Annotated in this window: 18 protein-coding genes and 3 pseudogenes; 11 read left to right on the forward strand and 10 right to left on the reverse strand. The window is 68.5% G+C overall.

What is annotated here, in order from left to right:
* Positions 1-13 precede the first annotated feature (13 nt).
* Genes ABTY98_RS34710 through sucC form a run of 3 tightly spaced genes read right to left on the reverse strand, consistent with a single transcriptional unit; the run spans position 14 to position 3591 of the window.
* Complete coding sequence (locus tag ABTY98_RS34710) at positions 14-1549, reverse strand: aldehyde dehydrogenase family protein (RefSeq protein WP_352225080.1); 1536 nt, start codon at positions 1547-1549, stop codon at positions 14-16.
* A 3-nt stretch (positions 1550-1552) separates the two neighbouring features.
* Positions 1553-2449, reverse strand: a complete 897-nt coding sequence (sucD, locus tag ABTY98_RS34715) for a succinate--CoA ligase subunit alpha (protein ID WP_352225081.1) — start codon at positions 2447-2449, stop codon at positions 1553-1555.
* Between the two features lie 11 nt (positions 2450-2460).
* The gene (gene sucC / locus ABTY98_RS34720) at positions 2461-3591 is read right to left on the reverse strand and encodes an ADP-forming succinate--CoA ligase subunit beta (RefSeq protein WP_352225082.1); all 1131 of its coding nucleotides are present in this window, start codon (positions 3589-3591) and stop codon (positions 2461-2463) included.
* A 177-nt stretch (positions 3592-3768) separates the two neighbouring features.
* Between sucC and ABTY98_RS34725 the strand changes: the two genes are divergently transcribed.
* The 6 genes and pseudogenes from ABTY98_RS34725 to ABTY98_RS34750 form a co-directional block, all read left to right on the forward strand.
* On the forward strand, positions 3769-5451 hold the full coding sequence (locus ABTY98_RS34725; RefSeq protein ID WP_352225083.1) for a thiamine pyrophosphate-binding protein: 1683 nt from the start codon (positions 3769-3771) through the stop codon (positions 5449-5451).
* Positions 5452-5462: 11 nt separating this feature from the next.
* Positions 5463-6695, forward strand: coding sequence for a formyl-CoA transferase (gene frc, locus ABTY98_RS34730; RefSeq protein WP_352225084.1), 1233 nt, complete (start codon positions 5463-5465; stop codon positions 6693-6695).
* A 4-nt stretch (positions 6696-6699) separates the two neighbouring features.
* Positions 6700-8844, forward strand: a complete 2145-nt coding sequence (locus tag ABTY98_RS34735) for an acetate--CoA ligase family protein (RefSeq protein WP_352225085.1) — start codon at positions 6700-6702, stop codon at positions 8842-8844.
* Positions 8845-8967: 123 nt separating this feature from the next.
* Positions 8968-10356, forward strand: coding sequence for an OFA family MFS transporter (locus ABTY98_RS34740; RefSeq protein WP_352225086.1), 1389 nt, complete (start codon positions 8968-8970; stop codon positions 10354-10356).
* A 1-nt stretch (position 10357) separates the two neighbouring features.
* Positions 10358-11761, forward strand: a complete 1404-nt coding sequence (locus tag ABTY98_RS34745) for an OFA family MFS transporter (RefSeq protein WP_352225087.1) — start codon at positions 10358-10360, stop codon at positions 11759-11761.
* Between the two features lie 449 nt (positions 11762-12210).
* Positions 12211-12429 (forward strand): annotated as a pseudogene (locus tag ABTY98_RS34750) (IS30 family transposase); the annotation flags it as partial.
* Between the two features lie 114 nt (positions 12430-12543).
* On the opposite strand, the pseudogene ABTY98_RS34755 reads toward ABTY98_RS34750, so the two are convergent.
* From ABTY98_RS34755 to ABTY98_RS34775, 5 genes and pseudogenes are all read right to left on the reverse strand, one after another.
* Positions 12544-12621: pseudogene (locus ABTY98_RS34755) on the reverse strand (TRADD-N-associated membrane domain-containing protein); the annotation flags it as partial.
* Positions 12622-12882: 261 nt separating this feature from the next.
* On the reverse strand, positions 12883-13731 hold the full coding sequence (locus ABTY98_RS34760; protein ID WP_352225089.1) for an alpha/beta hydrolase: 849 nt from the start codon (positions 13729-13731) through the stop codon (positions 12883-12885).
* Between the two features lie 102 nt (positions 13732-13833).
* Positions 13834-14410: pseudogene (locus ABTY98_RS34765) on the reverse strand (ISKra4 family transposase); the annotation flags it as partial.
* 246 nt (positions 14411-14656) lie between these two features.
* On the reverse strand, positions 14657-15517 hold the full coding sequence (locus ABTY98_RS34770; protein WP_352225090.1) for a helix-turn-helix domain-containing protein: 861 nt from the start codon (positions 15515-15517) through the stop codon (positions 14657-14659).
* A gap of 15 nt (positions 15518-15532) precedes the next feature.
* Positions 15533-16285 (reverse strand): DUF6879 family protein, encoded by a 753-nt coding sequence (locus ABTY98_RS34775; protein WP_352225091.1) that lies wholly within the window; start codon positions 16283-16285, stop codon positions 15533-15535.
* Positions 16286-16457: 172 nt separating this feature from the next.
* Here ABTY98_RS34775 and ABTY98_RS34780 point away from each other — a divergent pair, with 172 nt between their 5' ends.
* The 3 genes from ABTY98_RS34780 to ABTY98_RS34790 all read left to right on the forward strand — a co-directional run bounded on the left by ABTY98_RS34780 (position 16458) and on the right by ABTY98_RS34790 (position 17695).
* Positions 16458-16670, forward strand: coding sequence for a hypothetical protein (locus ABTY98_RS34780; RefSeq protein ID WP_352225092.1), 213 nt, complete (start codon positions 16458-16460; stop codon positions 16668-16670).
* 11 nt (positions 16671-16681) lie between these two features.
* Positions 16682-16909 carry a hypothetical protein gene (locus tag ABTY98_RS34785; protein ID WP_352225124.1) on the forward strand — a complete coding sequence of 76 codons (228 nt, stop codon included), beginning with the start codon at positions 16682-16684 and terminating at the stop codon, positions 16907-16909.
* Positions 16910-17497: 588 nt separating this feature from the next.
* Entirely contained in the window at positions 17498-17695 is a 198-nt protein-coding gene (locus ABTY98_RS34790) for a hypothetical protein (protein ID WP_352225093.1), read from the forward strand.
* 44 nt (positions 17696-17739) lie between these two features.
* Here the strand turns inward: ABTY98_RS34790 and ABTY98_RS34795 are convergent, their stop codons facing one another.
* Positions 17740-18534, reverse strand: a complete 795-nt coding sequence (locus tag ABTY98_RS34795) for a hypothetical protein (protein WP_352225094.1) — start codon at positions 18532-18534, stop codon at positions 17740-17742.
* Between the two features lie 640 nt (positions 18535-19174).
* On the opposite strand from ABTY98_RS34795, the gene ABTY98_RS34800 reads away from it, so the two are divergent.
* The gene (locus ABTY98_RS34800) at positions 19175-19558 is read left to right on the forward strand and encodes a VOC family protein (RefSeq protein ID WP_352225095.1); all 384 of its coding nucleotides are present in this window, start codon (positions 19175-19177) and stop codon (positions 19556-19558) included.
* 96 nt (positions 19559-19654) lie between these two features.
* Positions 19655-20641 carry a WD40 repeat domain-containing protein gene (locus ABTY98_RS34805; RefSeq protein WP_352225096.1) on the forward strand — a complete coding sequence of 329 codons (987 nt, stop codon included), beginning with the start codon at positions 19655-19657 and terminating at the stop codon, positions 20639-20641.
* Between the two features lie 12 nt (positions 20642-20653).
* On the opposite strand, the gene ABTY98_RS34810 is transcribed toward ABTY98_RS34805, so the two are convergent.
* Positions 20654-21331 carry a GntR family transcriptional regulator gene (locus ABTY98_RS34810; protein WP_352225097.1) on the reverse strand — a complete coding sequence of 226 codons (678 nt, stop codon included), beginning with the start codon at positions 21329-21331 and terminating at the stop codon, positions 20654-20656.
* Between the last annotated feature and the right edge of the window lie 59 nt (positions 21332-21390).

Consider the following 21390-nt stretch of genomic DNA (forward strand, 5'->3'; position numbering starts at 1 on the left):
CCGGTGCTCGCCCTCACGGCATGAGCTGGTACTCCGGGAAGTTCCCCGGCAGCCGCTCCCCCTCCGGCCCCTGTGTCACCGCGCGCACCAGCAGTTCCCCGCCGACGAAGGCGCCCCGCCAGGACGCGCCGAAGCCGCCGAACAGCTCGTCGCGGTCGCCCCGCGAACGCGGCTTGCCGTGGCCGACCTTGAAGGCGCGGATCTGCGGGGCCAGCCGCGCGAAGGTGGCCTCGTCGTCGGTGGAGAGCGTGGCGACCAGTGCGCCGTTGGAGGCGTTCATGGCCGCCAGCAGTTCGGCCTCCGTGTCGACCAGGACGATCGTGTCGACCGGGCCGAAGGGTTCCGCGTGGTGGAGCGGGGAGGACGGGGGCGGGTTGAGGAGGGTGACCGGGTGGACGTACGACGATGTGTCCTGGCCGGGCAGGAACCGCGCGTCGGCCGGGCGGCCGCGGTGCAGCGGGACGGCGCCGCGGTCGACGGCCTCGGCGACCTGGTCGGTCAGGTCCTTGGCCTTGGCCGCGTTGATCACCGGCCCGAAGTCCAGCTCGGGCAGTGGGTCGCCGGGGTGGTCGACCGCGAGGGGGTGGCCGATCCGCAGGCCCCGGACGGCCGGGAGGTAGGCGGTCAGGAACTCGTCGAACAGCTCGCGCTGGACGACGTACCGCGGGTAGGCGGTGCAGCGCTGCTTGCCGTAGTCGAAGAGCTTGGGGACGACGGCGGTGAACGCCTCCCAGTCGGTGAAGTTCCAGATGCCCCAGGTGTTGAGCCCCTCCTGTTCCAATACGTGCCGTTTGCCGAGGTCGGCGAGGGCGGTGGCCACCGCGGCCCCCGTGTCGCGGCCGCCGACGAAGGAGACACAGCCGATCTCGGGCGCCCGCACCAGCACCTCGGACAGCTCGCCCCCGCTGCCGCTGAGCAGCGTGACCGGCAGGCCCTCACGGGCGGCCAGCGCGCAGGCCAGGGTGAGACAGGCGACCCCGCCGTCGGTCGGGGTCTTCGCCACCACCGCGTTGCCCGCCAGGGCCTGGACCAGTACCGCGTGAACGAGCACGCTCATCGGGTAGTTCCAGCTGGCGATGTTGGACACCGGCCCGTCCAGCGGGGCGCGCTCCGCGAGCATCGGCTCGATGCCGTCGACGTACCAGCGCACCCCGTCGATCGCCCGGTCCACGTCCGCCTGGGCCAGCCGCCAGGGCTTGCCGATCTCCCAGACCAGGAGCAGGGCGAGGAGTTCGCGGTGTTCGGTCAGGGCGTCCAGGGTGGCGGCCACCCTGGCCCGGCGCTCTTCCAGCCGGACGTGCCGCCAGGCGCGGTGCTGGTCGAGGCAGGCGCGGACGGCCCGGTGGGCGGTGTCGCGGTCGAGCCGTGGGGGGCCCGCGATGGGGCTGCCGTCGACGGGGCTGGTCGCGGGCAGCGGCCGGCCGTCGGGCTGCCAGGTGCCGCCCCACAGGTTGAGGACACGGTCGTCCCGGAAGGCCTCGGGGGCGAGGGCGAGACAGCGTGCCCAGGCATCGCTCCAGGCGGTGCCGGGCTTGAGGGCAGGAGTCATGGTTCAGCTCCCTTCCGGCTGCCGTGCGTCCAGCAGGTCGAGGACCAGCCGGGCGGTCTCGGTCGGTGTGCTCCCCACCCGCACCCCGACCGCCTCCAGCGCCTCCTGCTTGGCCCGCGCGGTGCCGGCCGAACCGGAGACGATGGCGCCCGCGTGGCCCATGGTCCGGCCCTCGGGCGCGGTGAACCCGGCGATGTAGCCGACGACCGGCTTGGTGACGTGCTCCCGGATGTAGGCGGCGGCCCGTTCCTCCGCGTCGCCGCCGATCTCCCCGATGAGGACGACGAGTTCGGTGTCGGGGTCCTCCTGGAACGCGGCCAGGCAGTCGATGTGGTTCGTGCCGACGACCGGGTCACCGCCGATGCCCACACAGGTGGAGAAGCCGATGTCCCGCAGTTCATACATGAGTTGGTAGGTCAGCGTGCCCGACTTGGAGACGAGACCGATCCGGCCCGGCTTGGTGATGTCGGCCGGGATGATCCCCGCGTTGGACTGGCCGGGGGTGATCAGGCCGGGGCAGTTGGGGCCGATGATCCGGGTGCCCCTGCCACGAGCGTACGAGGTGAAGGCAACCGAGTCGTGGACCGGGATGCCCTCGATGATCACCACTGCGAGGCCGATACCGGCGTCGGTCGCCTCCAGCACCGCCACCTTGGCGAACGCGGGTGGCACGAACACCACGGTGACATCGGCGCCGGTGGCCGCCATGCCCTCGGCGACCGTGCCGAAGACCGGGACGGCACGGTCGTCGAAGTCGACGGTCTGGCCCGCCTTGCGCGGATTGACCCCGCCGACGATGTCCGTCCCGGCGGCGAGCATCCGCCGGGTGTGCTTCATGCCCTCGCCGCCGGTCATGCCCTGGACGAGGACCTTGCTCTCCTTGGTGAGATAGATCGCCATGTCCCGGCTCCTCAGGCGGTGTGGGCGAGTTCGGCGGCGCGGCCGGCGGCGCCGTCCATGGTGGTGGCCTGTTCGACCAGGGGGTGCGCACGTCCGTCGAGAACGGCTCGGCCGCGCGCCGCGTTGTTGCCGTCGAGGCGGACCACCAGCGGCCTGGTCAGCCGGACGGTCTCCAGGGCCTGCACGATCCCGTCGGCGACCGCGTCGCACGCCGTGATCCCGCCGAAGACATTGACGAAGACCGACTTCACGGCCGGGTCGGAGAGGATCACCGAGAGGCCGTCGGCCATGATCTGGGCGGAGGCCCCGCCACCGATGTCCAGGAAGTTGGCGGGCCGTGCGCCACAGCCGGCCACCACGTCCAGGGTGGACATCACCAGGCCGGCGCCGTTGCCGATGATGCCGACCTCGCCGTCCAGTTTGACGTAGTTGAGGCCCTTCGCGGCGGCCGTCGCCTCCAGCGGGTCATGGTGCTCGGCCTCGTCGGCGCCCCAACGGGTCTGCCGGAAGCGGGCGTTGTCGTCAAGGGTGACCTTGCCGTCGAGGGCCAGGATCCGGCCCTGTCGGGTGCGCACGAGCGGGTTCACCTCGATGAGCAGGGCGTCCTCGCGGACCAGCACCTGCCAGAGTCGTACCAGGATGTCGACCGTCTGCGGCGGCAGCCCGGCCGCCTCGGCGATGTCGACCGCCTTCGCCGAGGTGACGCCCTTGGCGGGGTCGACGGGGATGCGGGCCACCGCCTCCGGCCGGGTCGCGGCCACCTCCTCGATCTCCATGCCGCCCTCGGCGGAGGCGATCGCCAGGAAGCCGCCGGCCGCCCGGTCGAGGATGTAGGAGACGTAGAACTCGCTCTCGATCTCCACCGGTTGGGCCAGCATCACCTTGCCGACCGTGTGGCCCTTGATGTCCATGCCCAGGATCTGACGGGCCGTCAGTTCCGCGCCGGCCGGGTCGGCGGCGATCTTCACTCCGCCCGCCTTGCCCCGGCCACCGGTCTTGACCTGCGCCTTCACGACGACCCTGCCGCCGAGTCGGCGGGCGATCTCCCGGGCCTCCTTGGGCGAGTCGGTGACCTCGGCCCTCGGTACCACGATGCCGTGTTCCTCGAAGAGTTCCCTTGCCTGGTGTTCGTACAGGTCCATTTCGGCTCCCGTCTGCGAAGTCATCGCGAGGCCGAACTCCGATGACTGAAAAGTGCCGCACGCCCCCTGGACACCACCCACCGGATGCGGGATAACAAGCTTCATACAGTATTCGTCGACTGTATGCAATGTACGAGGACGGCACCGCACCCCCTACGAAGGGACAAGGACTTCGCCATGCCCGACGACACCCAGGACGTGATTTCCGGTGGTCATCTCGTTGCCAAGGCGCTGAAGGCCGAGGGGGTCGACCGCATATACACCCTGTGCGGCGGCCACATCATCGACATCTACGACGGCTGCGTCGACGAGGGCATAGAAGTCGTCGACGTCCGCCACGAGCAGGTGGCCGCCCACGCCGCCGACGGATACGCGCGCATCACCGGGAAGCCCGGCTGCGCGGTGGTCACCGCAGGTCCGGGCACGACCGACGCCGTCACCGGGGTCGCCAACGCCTTCCGCGCGGAGTCCCCGATGCTGCTGATCGGCGGCCAGGGGGCCCTCACCCAGCACAAGATGGGGTCCCTGCAGGACCTTCCGCACGTCGACATGATGGCGCCGATCACCAAGTTCGCGGCGACCGTCCCGGACACCGCCCGCGCCGCCGACATGGTGTCGATGGCGTTTCGCGAGTGCTACCACGGCGCCCCCGGCCCCTCCTTCCTGGAGATACCGCGCGACGTCCTGGACGCCAGGGTCCCGGCCGAGAAGGCGCGCATACCCAAGGGCGGCGCCTACCGGGCCTCCACCCGCTCCGCCGGCGACCCGGAGGCGATCGAGAAGCTCGCCGACCTCCTCGTGCACGCGGAGAAACCGGCCATCCTGCTGGGCAGCCAGGTCTGGACGACCCGGGGCACCGCGGCCGCCATCGAGTTGGTACGGACCCTCAACATCCCCGCCTACATGAACGGCGCCGGACGCGGCACCCTGCCGCCCGGCGACCCGCACCACTTCCAGCTCTCCCGCCGGTACGCGTTCTCCAACGCCGACGTCATCGTGATCGTCGGCACGCCCTTCGACTTCCGGATGGGCTACGGCAAGCGGCTCTCCCCCGCCGCGACCGTCGTGCAGATCGACCTCGACTACCGCACCGTCGGCAAGAACCGGGACATCGACCTCGGGATCGTCGGCGACGCGGGGCTGGTGCTGAAGTCCGTGACCGACGCCGCCTCCGGGCGGGTCAACGGCGGGGCCTCCAGGCGCAAGGAGTGGCTCGACGAGCTGCGGGGCGCCGAGCAGACCGCGCTCGAGAAGCGGCTGCCCAGCCTGAAGTCGGACGCGTCGCCGATCCACCCGTACCGCCTGGTCAGCGAGATCGACGACTTCCTCACCGAGGACTCGATCTACATCGGCGACGGCGGCGACATCGTCACCTTCTCCGGACAGGTCGTGCAGCCCAAGTCGCCAGGGCACTGGATGGACCCGGGCCCCCTCGGCACCCTCGGTGTCGGCGTCCCCTTCGTCCTCGCCGCCAAGCAGGCGCGGCCCGACAAGGAGGTGGTCGCCCTCTTCGGCGACGGCGCGTTCTCCCTCACCGGCTGGGACTTCGAGACCCTGGTCCGCTACGACCTCCCCTTCGTCGGAATCGTCGGCAACAACTCCTCGATGAACCAGATCCGTTACGGCCAGGCGGCCAAGTACGGCAAGGAGCGCGAGCGGGTCGGCAACACCCTCGGGGACGTCCACTACGACAAGTTCGCCCAGATGCTGGGCGGTTACGGCGAAGAGGTCCGCGACCCCGCCGACATCGGCCCCGCCCTGCGCCGGGCCCGGGAGTCGGGCAAGCCGTCGCTGATCAACGTCTGGGTCGACCCGGACGCGTACGCCCCCGGAACCATGAACCAGACCATGTACAAGTGAGGTGAACGCCGGTGACCACCAAGGCACTCGAAGGCATCCGCGTCCTCGACATGACGCACGTCCAGTCGGGGCCGTCCGCCACCCAGCTGCTCGCCTGGCTCGGCGCGGACGTCGTCAAGCTGGAGGCGCCGACCGGTGACATCACGCGCAAGCAGCTGCGTGACCTCCCGGACGTCGACTCCCTCTACTTCACGATGCTCAACTGCAACAAGCGGAGCATCACCCTCAACACCAAGACCGAGCGCGGCAAGGAAATCCTCACCGAGCTGATACGCCGTTCGGACGTCATGGTCGAGAACTTCGGCCCGGGCGCGGTCGACCGTATGGGGTTCACCTGGGACCGCATCCAGGAGATCAACCCCCGGATCGTGTACGCGTCCATCAAGGGCTTCGGGGACGGCCCGTACACCAACTTCAAGGCGTACGAGGTCGTCGCCCAGGCCATGGGCGGCTCGATGTCCACCACCGGCTTCGAGGACGGTCCGCCGCTGGCGACGGGCGCCCAGATCGGCGACTCGGGCACGGGAGTGCATGCGGTAGCCGGGATACTGGCGGCACTCTTCCAGCGAGAGCGGACCGGACGCGGCCAGCGGGTCAATGTCGCCATGCAGCACGCCGTGCTCAACCTCTGCCGGGTGAAGCTGCGCGACCAGCAGCGGCTCGTACACGGACCGCTCGCCGAGTACCCCAACGAGGACTTCGGCGTCGAGGTGCCCCGCTCGGGCAACGCCTCCGGCGGCGGCCAGCCCGGCTGGGCGGTCCAGTGCGCGCCCGGTGGCCCGAACGACTACGTGTACGTCATCGTGCAGCCCGTCGGCTGGCAGCCGATCACCCAGCTGATCGGCCGGCCGGAACTGGCCGACGACCCGGAGTGGGCGGCCCCGGAGGCCCGCCTCCCCAAGCTCGGCAAGATGTTCCAGCTGATCGAGGAGTGGTCCTCGACGCTCCCCAAGTGGGAGGTGCTGGAGAAGCTCAACGCCCACAACATCCCGTGCGGGCCGATCCTCTCCACCAAGGAGATCATCGAGGACGAGTCTCTGGTCGCCAACGAGATGGTGGTCACCGTCCCGCACCCCGAGCGCGGTGAGTTCGTCACCGTCGGCAGCCCCCTCAAGCTCTCCGACTCCCCCGTGGACGTGACCGGTTCACCGCTGCTCGGCGAGCACAACGAAGAGGTCTACATCGGCGAACTCGGCCTCGGTGACGAAGAGTTGCGCCTGCTCAAGTCGAACGGAGTGATCTGACGTGATGGCAGAGGACCGGGAGCTGCGGGTCCGCGCGCTGCTCGACTCCGTGCGCGCCGAGGGCCGCAGTGCCCTCACCGCGCCCGAGGGCAAGGTGATCGCCGACGCGTACGGGATCGCCGTACCGGGCGAGGAGCTGGCGACCGACGTCGACGAGGCGGTGGCGTACGCGGCCCGCTTCGGCGGGCCGGTGGTGATGAAGATCGTCTCGCCGGACATCCTGCACAAGACCGACGCGGGCGGGGTGATCGTCGGGGTCGAGGGCGCGGCGGACGTGCGCGCGGCCTTCCACCGGATCGTCGAGAACGCGAAGGCGTACGACGCCGACGCCCGGATCGAGGGCGTCCAGGTCCAGGAGCTGCTCCCGAAGGGGCAGGAGGTCATCGTCGGCGCGGTCACCGACCCGACGTTCGGGAAGGTCGTGGCGTTCGGGCTCGGCGGGGTGCTGGTCGAGGTACTGAAGGACGTGACCTTCCGGCTCGCGCCCGTCTCCGCCGACGAGGCGCTGTCCATGCTGGACTCCATCAAGGCGGCCGAGGTGCTGCGCGGGGTGCGCGGACAGGCCGGGGTGGACCGGTGGGCGGTCGCCGAGCAGATCCGGCGGGTCTCCCAACTGGTGGCGGAGTTCCCGGAGATCGCCGAAGTGGACCTCAACCCGGTGATCGCCACCCCGGAGGGCGCGGTCGCCGCCGACATCCGGGTCATCCTCGCCGAGAAGCAGCCGCCGCCGCGCAGGAAGTACGCGCGGGAGGAGATCCTCACCTCCATGCGCCGGCTGATGCAGCCCCGCTCGGTCGCCGTGATCGGTGCCTCCAACGAGCAGGGCAAGATCGGCAACTCGGTGATGCGCAACCTCGCCGACGGCGGCTTCGCCGGGGAGATCCATCCGGTGAACCCCAAGGCCGATGACATTCTGGGCCGCAAGGCGTACAAGACTGTCGCGGACGTTCCCGGTGAGGTGGATGTGGCAGTCTTCGCCATTCCCGCCAAGTTCGTGGCAGCGGCACTGGAGGAGGTGGGCCGGAAGAAGATCCCCAACGCCGTCCTGATCCCCTCCGGTTTCGCGGAGACCGGCGAGCACGAGCTCCAGGCCGAGATCGTGGCGATCGGCGAGCGGTACGGCGTCCGGCTGCTCGGCCCGAACATCTACGGCTACTACTCCACCTGGCAGGACCTGTGCGCCACGTTCTGCACGCCGTACGACGTGAAGGGCGGGGTGGCGCTGACCTCGCAGTCGGGCGGTATCGGCATGGCGATCCTGGGCTTCGCCCGCACCACGAAGACGGGTGTGTCGGCGATCGTCGGCCTCGGCAACAAGTCGGACCTGGACGAGGACGACCTGCTGACCTGGTTCGGCGAGGACCCGCACACCGAGTGCATCGCGATGCACCTGGAGGACCTCAAGGACGGCCGCGCCTTCGTCGAGGCCGCGCGGGCGACCGTACCGAGGAAGCCGGTCGTGGTCCTCAAGGCGGGGCGTACGGCGGCCGGTGCCAAGGCGGCCGGTTCGCACACCGGCGCGCTCGCGGGCGACGACGCGGTGTACGACGACATCCTGCGGCAGGCCGGAGTCATCCGCGCGCCGGGCCTGAACGACATGCTGGAGTACGCACGCGGCCTGCCGGTGCTGCCGGCCCCGCAGGGCGACAACGTCGTGATCATCACCGGCGCGGGCGGCAGCGGTGTGCTCCTGTCCGACGCCATCACCGACAACGGCCTGTCCCTGATGGAGATACCGCCGGACCTGGACGAGGCGTTCCGCCGATTCATCCCGCCCTTCGGAGCCGCGGGCAATCCGGTGGACATCACGGGCGGCGAGCCGCCGTCGACGTACGAGGCGACGATCAGGCTCGGTCTCGAGGACCCGCGCATCCACGCACTGGTCCTCGGCTACTGGCACACCATCGTCACCCCGCCGATGGTGTTCGCGGAGCTGACCGCGCGCGTGGTCGCGGAGTTCCGGGAGCGGGGCATCGAGAAGCCGGTCGTCGCCTCGCTCGCGGGGGACGTCGAGGTCGAGGAGGCCTGCCAGTACCTGTACGAGCGGGGGGTCGTGGCGTATCCGTACACGACCGAACGGCCGGTGGCCGTGCTCGGCGCCAAGTACCGCTGGGCGCGGGCGGCCGGACTGCTGGGGGGCGGCTCATGACCTAGCCGAGGAAGGGGCCGGCCGGCGGTGCGCTGCGGCCGGCCCCGGGACCCGTGCGCGCACGAAAGGCATTGGACAGGGGGCGCTGGCCAGAGCTTTCGACGCAAGGGGTGCAGAAAGAACATGTCATCCATCGATCTAACGGCGTCCGTCCCCTTCAGGGAGGTGACGGACCGCAACGGCCGCACATACCGGATCGGCGAGACCGACGTCGATCTGATGGGCCGGGCACGCAAGTGGATGGTCATCCTGCCCTGGGTGGGCATGATGGGCATCAGCTCCGCCGAGTACGCGTTCACGTCGGCGGAGGACACGCTGCGCGAGGCACATCTGTGGAGCAGCGGGCACATCTTCTGGCTGATGGGCGTCTGGGTTTTCTTCCAGGCGGCCGTGGCCTTCCCGGCCGGACAACTGCGGGAGAGCGGACGGCTCCCCGCGCGTACGGCCATGCTGATCGGCGCGGTCGGCACCCTGCTGGGCTATGTCGCGCTGGCGTTCACGCCGAACGTGGTCGTCGCCTGTCTCGGCTTCGGCATGTGCAGCGGTATCGGAGCCGGCCTGGTCTACGCGACCTGCGTGAACATGGTCGGCAAGTGGTACCCGGAGCGCAAGGGCGGCAAGACGGGCTTCGTGAACGGCGGTTTCGCCTACGGGTCCGTGCCGTTCGTGTTCCTCTTCACGTCCGTGCTCGACCTGAGCAACTACGAGGTGCTGCTCTCCGCGGTCGGCGTCGGACTGTGTCTGGTGGTGGCGTCGGCCGGCTGGTTCTTCAAGGACCCGCCGAAGAACTGGTGGCCGCCGCACGTCGATCCACTGAAAGTGACTCGGGATCCGCGCATACGCCGGGCACTGGAGAAGAACCCCCCGGCCGTCAAGCAGTACACCCCGAAGGAGGCCGCCCGTACGCCCGTCCTGTGGATGATGTGGTTCTGTCTGCTGTGCACGGCGGGGATCAACATCTTCGGCATCGCCTTTCAGGTGCCGTTCGGCAAGGACATGGGGTTCGCGGGCGGGATCGTCGCCACCGCGATGTCGTTGAAGGCGATCGTCAACGGCACCGGGCGCGGGGTCATCGGCTGGATCTCCGACCGGTACGGCCGCCGCAACACCTTGATCATCGTCTGCGTCATGCTCGGCAGCGCGCAGTTCGGTGTGCTGGTCTCCGGCCAGATGGGCAGCATGCCGTTCTTCCTGTTCTGCTCCATGGTCTCGGGCTTCGGCGGAGGGGCGATCTTCCCCCTCTTCGCGGCCATGACGGCGGACTACTTCGGTGAGAACAACAACGCCACCAACTACGGGATGGTCTACAGCTCCAAGCTGATCTCCGGCCTGGTGGGCTCCGGTCTGGGCGCGGTCGTCGTGGGTGAGTGGGACTACCACGGCGCGTTCGTGCTCGCGGGCTCCGTCGGCCTGGCCTCCGCGGTTCTGGCCCTCTTCCTCAAGGCACCGGGCAGGCCCAGCGCCCGGCGCATCGTCCCCAACCCGCATCCGCTCGGCGAGGAGATGGCGTGACATGACGGCAGACCCTGTAGCCACGAACAGCACCGGCGCCGAACGGCGTCCGTACCGTGAAGTGACGGACGCCCGTGGCCGGGTGTACCGGATCGGGGAGACCGACCGGGACATCCTCGGTCACTCCCGCAACTTCATGGTGTATCTCCCGTGGGTGGCCATGATGGCCATCAGCGTCTTCGAGTACGCGTACGGCTCCGCGGAGGACACCCTGTCCCATGCGCACGGCTGGACGCAGTCCAACACCTTCTGGATCCTGAGCATCTGGGTGTTCTTCCAGGCCGGCATCGCCTTCCCGGCGGGCTGGCTGCGCGAGAAGGGCATCCTGACCGCACGCCGGGCCATGTACACCGGCTCCGTGATGTGCCTGATCGGCTTCCTGGCCCTCTCCCACATCAGCGAGATATGGCTGGCGATCATCGGCTTCGGTGTGATCGGCGGTCTCGGCTCCGGCCTGGTCTACGCGACCTGCATCAACATGGTCGGCAAGTGGTTCCCCGAACGCCGGGGCGCCCGCACGGGATTCGTGAACGGCGGCTTCGCGTACGGCTCGCTGCCGTTCATCTTCATCTTCAACTACGCCTTCGACACGGCCAATTACCACCGCGTCCTGGACCTGATCGGCGTCTACGTGCTGGTCGTGGTCCTGGTCACGGCGTTCTTCTTCAAGGACCCGCCGAAGAACTGGTGGCCGGCCGACATCGACCCGCTCACCCACTCGGGCGACACCAAGAACGCCACGGCTCTGGCGAAGAACCCACCCGCGGTGAGGCAGTTCACTCCGAAGGAGGCGATCCGCACCGGCATGCTCCCGCTGATGTGGATATCCATCGTGATGACGGCGGGCGTCTCGATCTTCGGTATCTCGTTCCAGGTGGACTTCGCCAAGGACGTCGGCTTCGGCCCACTGGTCGCCGCCTCCTCGATGGGCGTGATGGCGGTCATCAACGGCATCGGCCGGGGAGTGGTGGGCTGGCTCTCCGACCGCCTCGGCCGCAAGCCGACCCTCGTCTTCGTCATAGTCGTCCTGGGCCTCGCCCAGTTCGGTGTGATCTGGGCCGGTGACATCAAGAGCGAGTGGCTGTTCCTGTTCTTCGCCTTCCTCTCCGGCTTCGGCGGCGGCGCCTTCTATCCGCTCTTCGCCGCCCTCACCCCGGACTACTTCGGCGAGAACTACAACGCCACCAACTACGGCCTGGTCTACAGCGGCAAGCTCATCAGCGGCCTGTTCGGCGGCGGCCTCGGCTCCATGGTGGTCGGCGCCTGGGGCTACAACGGCGCGTACGCCCTGGCCGGCGGCATCTCGATGCTGGCGGCGGCGGTAGCCCTGCTGCTGCGGCAGCCGGGGCGGGGGACGGGCGCGAGGGCGAAGGTGGGGGCGGTACAGCCACGGACAGCGGCCTGAGGGTTCCCACGGAACCTTACGTCGAGGTCCCCCCAGCGGCTGAGTCCCGGGACCGATGTCCGGGATTCAGCCGCTGCCGGAGCGCAGCCTTCGCTCCCTTCGCGAGCAACGCTGTGGGCGGCCCGGAGGGCGGCGGACCTCGACGGACAGCCCGGAGCACCTGAGCCCGGCCCACCAACGCGGGCCGGCAGAGACGGCCCTCGCCATGGGCCCGGGCACGCCCATTTCCGGGGGTACCGCTTCTTCCTGGGCGAGAAGGCGAGGGTCAACCCGGCCTTCGATGCGCAACGCGGGTACGAGGCCGGGGACCCGCACCGGCTGGCCCGAGTTCGGCAGGACAGCCATGATCTGGTCCCAGACCCCGCAGGATGCGGGCAGTCAAGGCGGATTCAATCGGTCGTTGCACCACCTCGTCCTCGGAGGTGTTGATGGGCAGGCCAGCATGGTGGATGGCGGCGTTGACCGGACGGTCGCCGATGAAGTCCCCGGGTGCGCCGGCGCTTCGGCGGGAAGCGGAACGTCAGTTCTGGCGGGAGATCACGAAGGGTCTGCTCGCCGAGGAGGCGGCAGCTGCGGTCGGCATATCCCAGGCGGCGGGTTGCAGGTGGTTCCGGCACGGTGGCGGCATGCCACCGATGGATCTTGCTCCGCAGTCCGGCCGGTATCTGTTGCGCTTCGAGTGAAGGGCGAGCGCACCGCCGCCGCCGGTGATCAGCACTCCCGCCCGTCACGAGCGGCACATAGCCGTGGTTGGGACTACCCGGGTGCATCAGCGCCAGCACAGCCCCGACGAGGATGACCACCGCGCCGCCCGTCATGAACCACACGCTTAGGCGGAACGTCCACTCAGACTGCTTCATCGCGTGCTTCAGGAACTCGAAGTGAAAATCCTGCCGCTGCGCGGTGAAGCCATCAGGATCGGCGTAGACGGACTGGCCTCCGATGACGCTGCCGGAGACTGTCCCGATGTAGATGCTGCCACTGTTGGCCACCAACGAACTCTGCCGCCCAATAGGGTGGTTAAAAGACCTCTACTCGAAGTCTGAGGAGTCGTCCTCACGGTTGCCGCCAAAGCTTCTATGGGTGCAGCTCGGATGGAGTGATCGTTCGGGCAGGTTTCGTCAGATCGTGCCTGAGCGCCATAGCCAGCGGAGCGCATCGGGGAGTAGGACTCCGCCGTGGTTGGGGCTGTGGCCACCGTCGCCGAGGACGAGACGGAAGTCGTAGCCTGTTTCCGCGAGAGCGGCTGCCACACGCAGATTGCTGGCGAGCCAGTTCCTTTCGGGCCCGTTCCAGTTGAGGTCGCGGTGGCCTGCTTGCATGAAGATGCGCAGCGGTTTGCGGGGGGCGTTGGGGATCAGGGCAGGGTACGGGTTTCCGTTCGGCATCTGCGTGAAGCTGGAGAGGTAGCAGATGACTCGCCGGAACTTGTCCGGGCGCATCCACGCAGCCGTGAAGGCGCAGTTGCCGCCGCTGCTGCCACCGCAGATGCCCCATTGGTCGGCGTCCTCGGCGATCGAGTAGCGCCGTGTGACCTGGGGGATGATCTCAGTCAGGAGAAAGGTGACGTAGCGGTCGTCGAACGCGTCGTACTCGGCGTTGCGGTTCTTCGATTGTTCGGCGTTCTTGAGGACGCCGGGGTCGACGAAGACGCCAATAGTGACCGGGATCTCGCCGCGGTGGATGAGGTTGTCCAACACGATGGCGCCGCGGACCTGCCCGTCCGGGTTCAGGTACCACCGTCCGTCCTGGAACACCATCAGCGACGCGGGTTCGGAGGGGTCGTATTGCGCGGGCACATGAACCCAGTACCGCCTCGTGGTGCCGGGGTAGATCGTGCTCTCGCACCAGTCGAACTGCACGGTCGAGCCGGCGGGGATGCCCGGCTGTATATCCGAATCGGGCCCGTAGGCGTAGCGAACGTCTTGCTGGTCGATGGGGAGCGGACGAAAGGGCAGCTCGATGGTCACGTCCGCACCCTAGAGATGCTGTCCGATCGTCTCAAAGGGATTGTGTGCGGTTTGTTCGGAGCGACGGCCGCGATCAAGAGGTGAGGGCGTAAGTTCGCTAGTCGGGGGTGGGTAGAGGCGTTCATGCTCGCGGGCGGCATGGTATCGCCAGAGGGGTCGAGGTCGCCGTTGGTGACGACGGCACGCAGTCGCAGGACGGCTTCGGCTCCGGGAAGGCCCCAGCGGGCGCCGGTGATGTCGAGGCGGTCGGCGATCAGGTGGCGGCAGGCACCTTCAACCGCGCCGGTGGCGATCGGCCACCCGTTGTTGAGCGCGGTGTCGTAGTGAAGCTGGTCGAGATGCCCAGTCAGGTAGCGTTCGCAGGCGTCACGGCCTCGCGGCGGGAGGCCGACAGGCGCTCCCGCTCCGCCTGGCCGGTCATCTCGGCGGCGACCCGGGCAGCGTGGCCTGCCAGGATCCCGGTCAGATAGTCGGCTGCCCAGGACTCCGCCTCGGTGGTGCCGGGTTTGTGGAAGGCGTGGGCGACGGCCCAGACATACTCGGCGACGTGCACGAAGTCCAGCAGAACGTGGACCGTGACGCCGCGTCGGCCGGTCTCAGCTGCGATCAGGTCGAGCTGGTGACGGGCGCCGTCGACCAGGACGACCCATGGCCGCAGGTGCTCCGGGTCGCGAGCCTCCGGGCAGGTCGCGTGCTTCCAACTCCTCGAACCGCGAACCCATCCGCCACCCCCTCCACTACCACGGTAGAGACGAGCGGCCCCAAGTACAGCCCCGCTCAGCGTTCCTCCAGCTCAACCCTTCCCTTCAGAGGAACCGCACCCAGCTTCTATCCGACACCATGTCCGGTCCCCGATCACATCAACTGATGCTCCGCCAGCTCTTCTCAGAGTAGCCCTGTGTGTGGACATGGGCTGGGCTCTGGGTCAGGTGCGGGGGTTCAGGGCACGGCGGGCGGCGTTGATGACGTTGTGGGCGTCAGAGCCGTTGACAGCGGACTCACGGAGAGTGTTGAAGACGCGGAGGTAGGTGGCCACGCTGTCGGCGTTATCAATCCAGAGTTCGGCGTGCCAGTCCTCGACGATCACCAGGCGCTCGTCGTACACCCAGAAGCTGTTGCCCGGCCAGATCTTCAGGGAGGCCGTGAAAGGGATGATGCCCAGCTCGACCGTGTCCAGCCCGATAGCGCTGGCCAGGTGGTGAAGCTGCGTCGCGAGGACGGCGGGCGGGCAGATCAGGGAGTGCAGCGCACCCTCCCAGACCATGATCCGGTACTTGCGGCCGGGCCGGTACAGCCCTTCCTGGCGCTGGATCCGGGCACGTACCGCGTCCTCGGTGTCGCGTGGGGAGCGCATCAGGTCGGCGTGCGCGTTGAAGGTGTGCCGGGCGTAGTCCGGGGTCTGGAGCATGCCCGGAATCAGCACGTTCTCCCAGATGGTCAGCATGCGGGAGCGCTCGTGCTCCACCGTGGCGGCGTCCTGGACGGCCCGGTGTCCGGCGGCCAGCTGCCTGCGCCATGAGCGGATGTGCGACTCGAACCCACGGAGTCTGGCCAGCAGATCGTCATAGGATTCGGGCTGGCCGGTCCCGTCGGCCCAGGCGCGCAGGTCCTCGGCGGTGGCCGTCTGCCTGCCGTTCTCCAGCTTGCTGACCTTGACCTTGGTCCAGCCCGCGCCGAGCCGCTCGGCGAGCTGAGTACCGGTGAGACGGCCGTCCGGACACGTGTACCGCAGCTCCCGGAGACGCGCGCCGAGTGCCTCACGAGCCTGCTGGTAGTCCGTGCTCACCGGTACTCACCTGCCTTACCCCTTTGCGTTCATGCGCCGCGCGAACTCCCTGGCCGGGATGGCAAAGTGCCGGGCCACGTCACGCAGACGGTTGTACTGGTTCACGCGTGCCGGTTCAGTGATGAGTTCGGCGCCCGTGAGGACGTCATCGTCATCGAAGAGGCACAGAGCGACAATGTGCGAGTCGAAGATCCAGAAGTCCTCATCGGGCAGGTTGGCCTTCTGGGCGTCCTCGCGCCACATGTTCCGGACCTCTTCACCGAGGGCCGCGTTGTACTCGGCGTGCGCCAACAGGTACAGCTGGCCCTGAGTCGGGGGGTTGTCGAGAATCCTCACCCGTCCGACGTCGGCACCGCCGCGCGTCTTGGGGAGGATCGTGCGCGCCCAGGGTGCGTCCATGTCCCATTGCGGCTCCTCGCCCCGGACGAACTGGGCGTAGGTCTCCTCTTGCTGGTCGACGGCGTAGCCCTTGCGCATCTCCAGGTGCCAGGCGGAGTGCTGGAAGTTCTCGAAGAGCCGGGCGAACGTGGCAGGGTCCAGGATGCGCGGTTCGGTGTCGCGTTCCTTCGGGCCGAAGTCGATCAGGGTGTTGCGCGGTACCACGATCGGAATCTCGTCCTCGTCCAGGTGCTGGAGCTGGGCGACGGAAGCCGGGTCGGTGAGCCTGGGCCCGTGCACGATGATCTCGCCCGTGTCCAGGTCCTCATGGATCGCGGGGCAGGAACCACCGCCGCTACCAGTGCCGTTGAAGCGCAGTCGTCGCGCCATGACCAGTTCCTTCCCTTGGGGACTGATCCACCAAGCATCACGAAAACCAACGCCCCGATCACGGGGTTCGGTTGGCCTTCGCGGATAACATCGCGTAACTCAGCCTCGATATCAAGAAACTTCGAGAAACTCCCGTAGCGATCAACGGTGGCCGGTTCCTAGCGTCCGGTTCATGGCACCGAAGAAGACGCATGACGTCACTGATACTCAGGGGGCGGCGGAGGCTCTCAGAGCAGCCCTGGACGGCGGGGGGATCGTCCTGCCCTCGCCCTCGCTGAGGATCGACCCGGCCTCGCCCGGACTCCAACTGGTCGAACTGGGCCGCGTGCGCGCGGACGTTGCCGTCCGCCTCGCCAGGGCGCTCCAGTCGGGAACCCGCGCGTGACCGCCGAGGAGGTGGAACCACCGGCCGGCACCCTGGTCATCGACACCGCCCGCGACCGGCTCGGGTACGTCATGGGGCGGGAAGAGCCGTATGTCCAGCTGCGGCCGGTGGCCGGAGGGCGAGAGTGGGACGCCGACCCCGCTCACGTCCGACGCGCCACGGACGAGGAGCGACTGCGGGCCGTGGCCGAACGTACCCGCGCCATGAACTCGTTCAGCAGCGGCGGCATCTTCCCGTGACCGCCCCGACCGAGGACACCTCGACCATGTCCGCGGAATGTGCGCTGGCCCATCAGCCGGGCTACTCAAAGCTGCACCTTGAGTGCCGCCAGACCGTGGACATCCCGCTCCCCCACGGCCGGGGAATCCTCCTGATACCCCGCTGTACCTGCTCCCACCACCGCTACTCCCCTGCCAGGTGACGTCCCCTCACCCTCACCCGACCAGCGCCTGAGCCTCACCCCAACTTGACCGGGGTGGGGCTTAGTTGCATTTTGACCGAGATCATGACTGTATGCGCTACGCTGACGGCGATGGGTTGTGCAACCAACCCATCCAGCTCACAGCCCTGATTTCGCGCAGGGTTGCGGGATCGCATCAGTAGCGCTGCCCTGGCGAAGGTCTCGACTCATTCGCCAAGACGCAGGTCAGTTGCACTGATGCGTGGGGGAACAGTGGAAGTACCGAAAGTTGATGTGGGCCGAAAGTAGGCCCGACCGAGAACATTTGCGTGTGCGTCCGCGCGGGTGTCTCGACCCGAACCGTAAGGGTTCGGATCGAGGCTGCCTGCGCACCCGATCCGACCCATGACAGGGAAGGTAAGGATCGGTGGACGGCGTAGCCATCATCATCATTCTCGCCATCGCTGGCGTGGCTTCCGTGCTGCTCTTCGCTGTGAAGGGGCTGCTGGACCAGGTCCCGGACGTGATCGAGTCCGCCGGGAAGGCTCGGGACACGTGGCACCGCTTCAAGAAGCCTGAGCTGCCGCCCTCGGCGGACGATCAGGAGCCGCCCGCTGCCGCATAGGCCGTCGTGGGGTCTCCCGCCCGACATGGGCGGGAGAGACCTCGTCACAAGGCGTCGATCACGAGGCGGAGGAACGCGTTCAGCCAGGCACTCGACGGAACGTCGTGCACGTCGATCAGGTCTGCCGACTTCCGGATGTGGCGGTGCAGGGCGTCATGGCTCTGCGGCTTGAAGTCCAGCAGCTTCCGCAGATAGTCCTTGTCGGTCTTCGTCCACGTCGCGGGCGGGCTGCTGGCCACCTGCTCGAAGGTCTTCTGCCCGAACACGGGCGCCGTGTGGTCGAGGATCGCCCGGATCAGCGCGTGACAGGCGTACGGGTTGTCGAGCGCGAAGTTGCTGTTCAGCTCACGCGTGAGCTGGACCAGCTTGGTCACGTCCCACTGAGAGCTGGCGTTCTTGTCCTCCAACTCCTTGATCAGCGCTTCCTTGACGTAGACCGGCGTCTTAGGCTGCGGACCAGGGGCGGGCTGGACTACGGACTCCGGGGCGGCGGAGGATGCAATCGCGGTTCCGATCGAGCCCGGACCAATGATCACGTTGCCGAAATAAACTGACGGTTCGGGCATCAGCTCAGTCACCCGGGTCACGTACGACTTCACGTCGGTGACACCGCTGTATCGAACGATCTCCCGGCTCAGCTCTCGCGTCCAGCCTCCGTCATCCGAGACCGAACGGGTACCGCCCCAGGTCGGCGGCTCGAAATCCAGGAGGTCGGGCATCCGGGCCATGAACAGGTCACTGATCGAGGGCAGCGCCCGCCTGATGTTCTTGGGCGTATAGGTCACAGGAGCTGCTTGGTCCGCCGAGATCGGTGCGTTGAGCTTCATGTCGACCAGCACGCGCAGAACGTGTAGAAACGGCTGGCCGACCATCGCCAACAGCTCGGGTACGTGATATCCAGCTGCGACCGTCAAGGTTGGCCGACTGTGCGGCGCGATGGATTCCGGGTGGATAGACCAAGCTAGCCCGTAACGGTTTGTCCCTGATCCCACTCGCGGCAGGGAGCGCAGCAGCTCGTCGGCATCCAGCCGACGGAGGTCAAGAATCGCCTGCACGTAGCTTCAAGTCGGCCACTGGCCGGACTTGGCGTACTGGTCGGCCATGGTGCGGAGCAACAACGTCTGTTCGGAGCTGAGCGGGGCAAGCAGGTCCGTCACTGCCTCATCCGATCACAAGTGCCATGAAGGTGACGAACATCGTACTGATGGTGACTGCCAGTCGGCCCCGGCTTTTCGGGTCGTCCGGGCTCTGGCGGGGCCTCGGAGGGTCTGAGAAGGCGCGCCGCCTTGGGTACGAGAGCGCCCCGGACGGCCGTGGAGGGCGTCCGGGGCGCAGCTCACGCGGAGTGACTAGGCGGCCAGCAACAGGCGGAAGGGGATCGAGGAAGAAGCGGTCCCCCCGTCATAGGACCGGGGGCACCGATCACCTGGGGCTCGTCGGTCTGCTCACAGTGCCCGCGGCATCGCGCTTGGTGCAACCATGCGATCACGAACAAGCGGCATGTGGTGGGGAACGGCCGTGGAGCCACCGGACCCGGCACTCCTGGCCCGCTTCTACGCAGAACTGCTGGAGTGGCCGATCGTGCACGAGGAGCCCGGGACGGCTGTCGTCGCCCCGCCTCAGGGAACCGGCTACATCGTCTTCCAGGAGGCACCCGGCTATCGGCCGCCCACCTGGCCGCCGGTCGACGGTGAGCAGCGCACGATGATGCACCTCGACTTCCAGGTGGACGACCTGGACGCGGCGGTGGCCGAGGCCGTCACCATGGGAGCGGCACTCGCGCCGGATCAGCCGCAGGACCACGTACGGGTGCTGTTCGATCCCGCCGGTCACCCCTTCTGTCTGTGCCGCGACGACGGGTAGGAGCAGGAACCGCGAAATTCGTACGCGCCGACTGAGCGGGGTCCCGTAGATTCCCGGCGGAGGCCCGCCCGAGGTGCTCCGAATGGGGGGGCATCGATGGCCGTGGGGACGATACCGGTGAAGTCGTCGCCGAAGTCGCTCGTGTGGCAGGGGGACGAACTGGTCTCCCCGGTCGGAGGCGGCCGACGCTGGGGCCGCGACGGCGTGGAGCGCGCTGCGCCCTTCGCGTGGAGCTTTCCGTTCGACGCCGGGGCCGTCTCCAGCTCGGGGCCCTACTCCGCGGTGTACCAGGAGCGGGGCACCAAGGGGGTGTTGCTCGAAGGCGAACGGGTCGTGCGGGAGTTGAACCGCAGCTACTACCAGGCGTCGGCCTTCGACTACCCGGTCGCCCTGGGCCGATTGGGCGACGGACGCGAGGTCGTCGTGCACTGCCCCGACGAATACAACGTGCTCCAGATCGAGGATGCGGCGAGCGGCGAGCGGCTGACCGACGGCGGGCGTGAGCCGCAGGACGTCTTCCACTCCAGGCTCGCTCTGAGCTCGGACGGCCGGTACCTGCTCTCCGTCGGCTGGTACTGGCACCCCTTCGGAACGGCCCTGGTCTACGACACGGCGCTCGCGCTCGCCGACCCCGGCACCCTGGACGGCGAGGGCGTACTGCCGACAGAGGCGGTCACGAGCGGCGAGGTGACGGCGGGCTGCTGGCTCGACGCCGACCGGCTGGTCCTGGCGACGGGGGCGGAGGAGGGCAGCGACGAGGAGCAGGCCGGTCTTCCGCCGCAACACCTCGGGGTGTGGTCGGTGTCCGAAGGACGCTGGCTCCACCGCAGTCCTGTCGATGCCGAGCCGGGTGTCCTGCTGCTGCCCCGTGGCGACCAGGTGATCTCGTTCCTCGGCCACCCGCGACTGCTGGACACCGCCACCGGGCGCACTCTCACGGCGTGGCCCGAGGTCGAGGTGTCCGTCAAATCCACCTGCTTCGGCCGCAGGCGCATCTCCACTCCCGTGGCCGCCCTCCACCCCGACGGCACCCGGCTGGCCGTCGCGCAGGCGGACGGCATCGCTCTCATCACGCTGCCGTGAGCCCGCGCCGGTTCAGGACTTCGCCCGCTCGTGGTACGAGCGTCGCGTGTGCTCGGTGTGTTCGCGCATCAGGCGGGTCGCCAGCTGTTCGTCGCGGGCCGTGATCGCCGCTATCAGTTCTCGGTGTTCGATCCAGGACTGGCGGCCTCGCTGGCGGGCCACCGGCGTGTAGTACCAGCGGACCCTGCGGTCGACCTGGGCGGCGAGTTCGGCGAGGACCGCGTTGCCGGCCAGGTCCATGATCTTGGCGTGGAACACGGCGTTCAGGGCGACGGCCCCGTCCACGTCGTCCGCGGCGACGGCCTTCTCGCCCTCGGCGCACAGGGATTCCAGCGCGGCCACTCCCGCGCTGCCCGCGTTGGCCGCCGCCAGCCGCGCCGCCTCGGCCTCCAGCAGCGTGCGCACCGTGAGGAGCTGGTCGGCCTCGTCCTCCGTGGGCTCGTGGACGAAGGCGCCCTGCGCGGGACGCAGATCGACCCAGCCCTCGGTGTTCAGCCGCTGCAGCGCCTCGCGCACCGGCTGCCGGGAGACGCCCAGATGACCGGCGAGTTCGCTCTCGACGAGGTGCTGGCCGGGCTGGAGGGCGCGGGTGGTGATGAGTTCGAGCAGCGCCTCGTAGACGCGGTCGCGCAGCGGGCCGGGGCGTTCGAGCTTGGGCACCGCACCCTGCGGCAGTCCGGCTGACAACATCGGATCCCCCTTCGGCGGACACCCGTTACGAGCGGACACTCAGTATCGATTGTCTTTCG

Source organism: Streptomyces sp. NPDC096040, assembly GCF_040303265.1.
Taxonomy (GTDB): domain Bacteria; phylum Actinomycetota; class Actinomycetes; order Streptomycetales; family Streptomycetaceae; genus Streptomyces.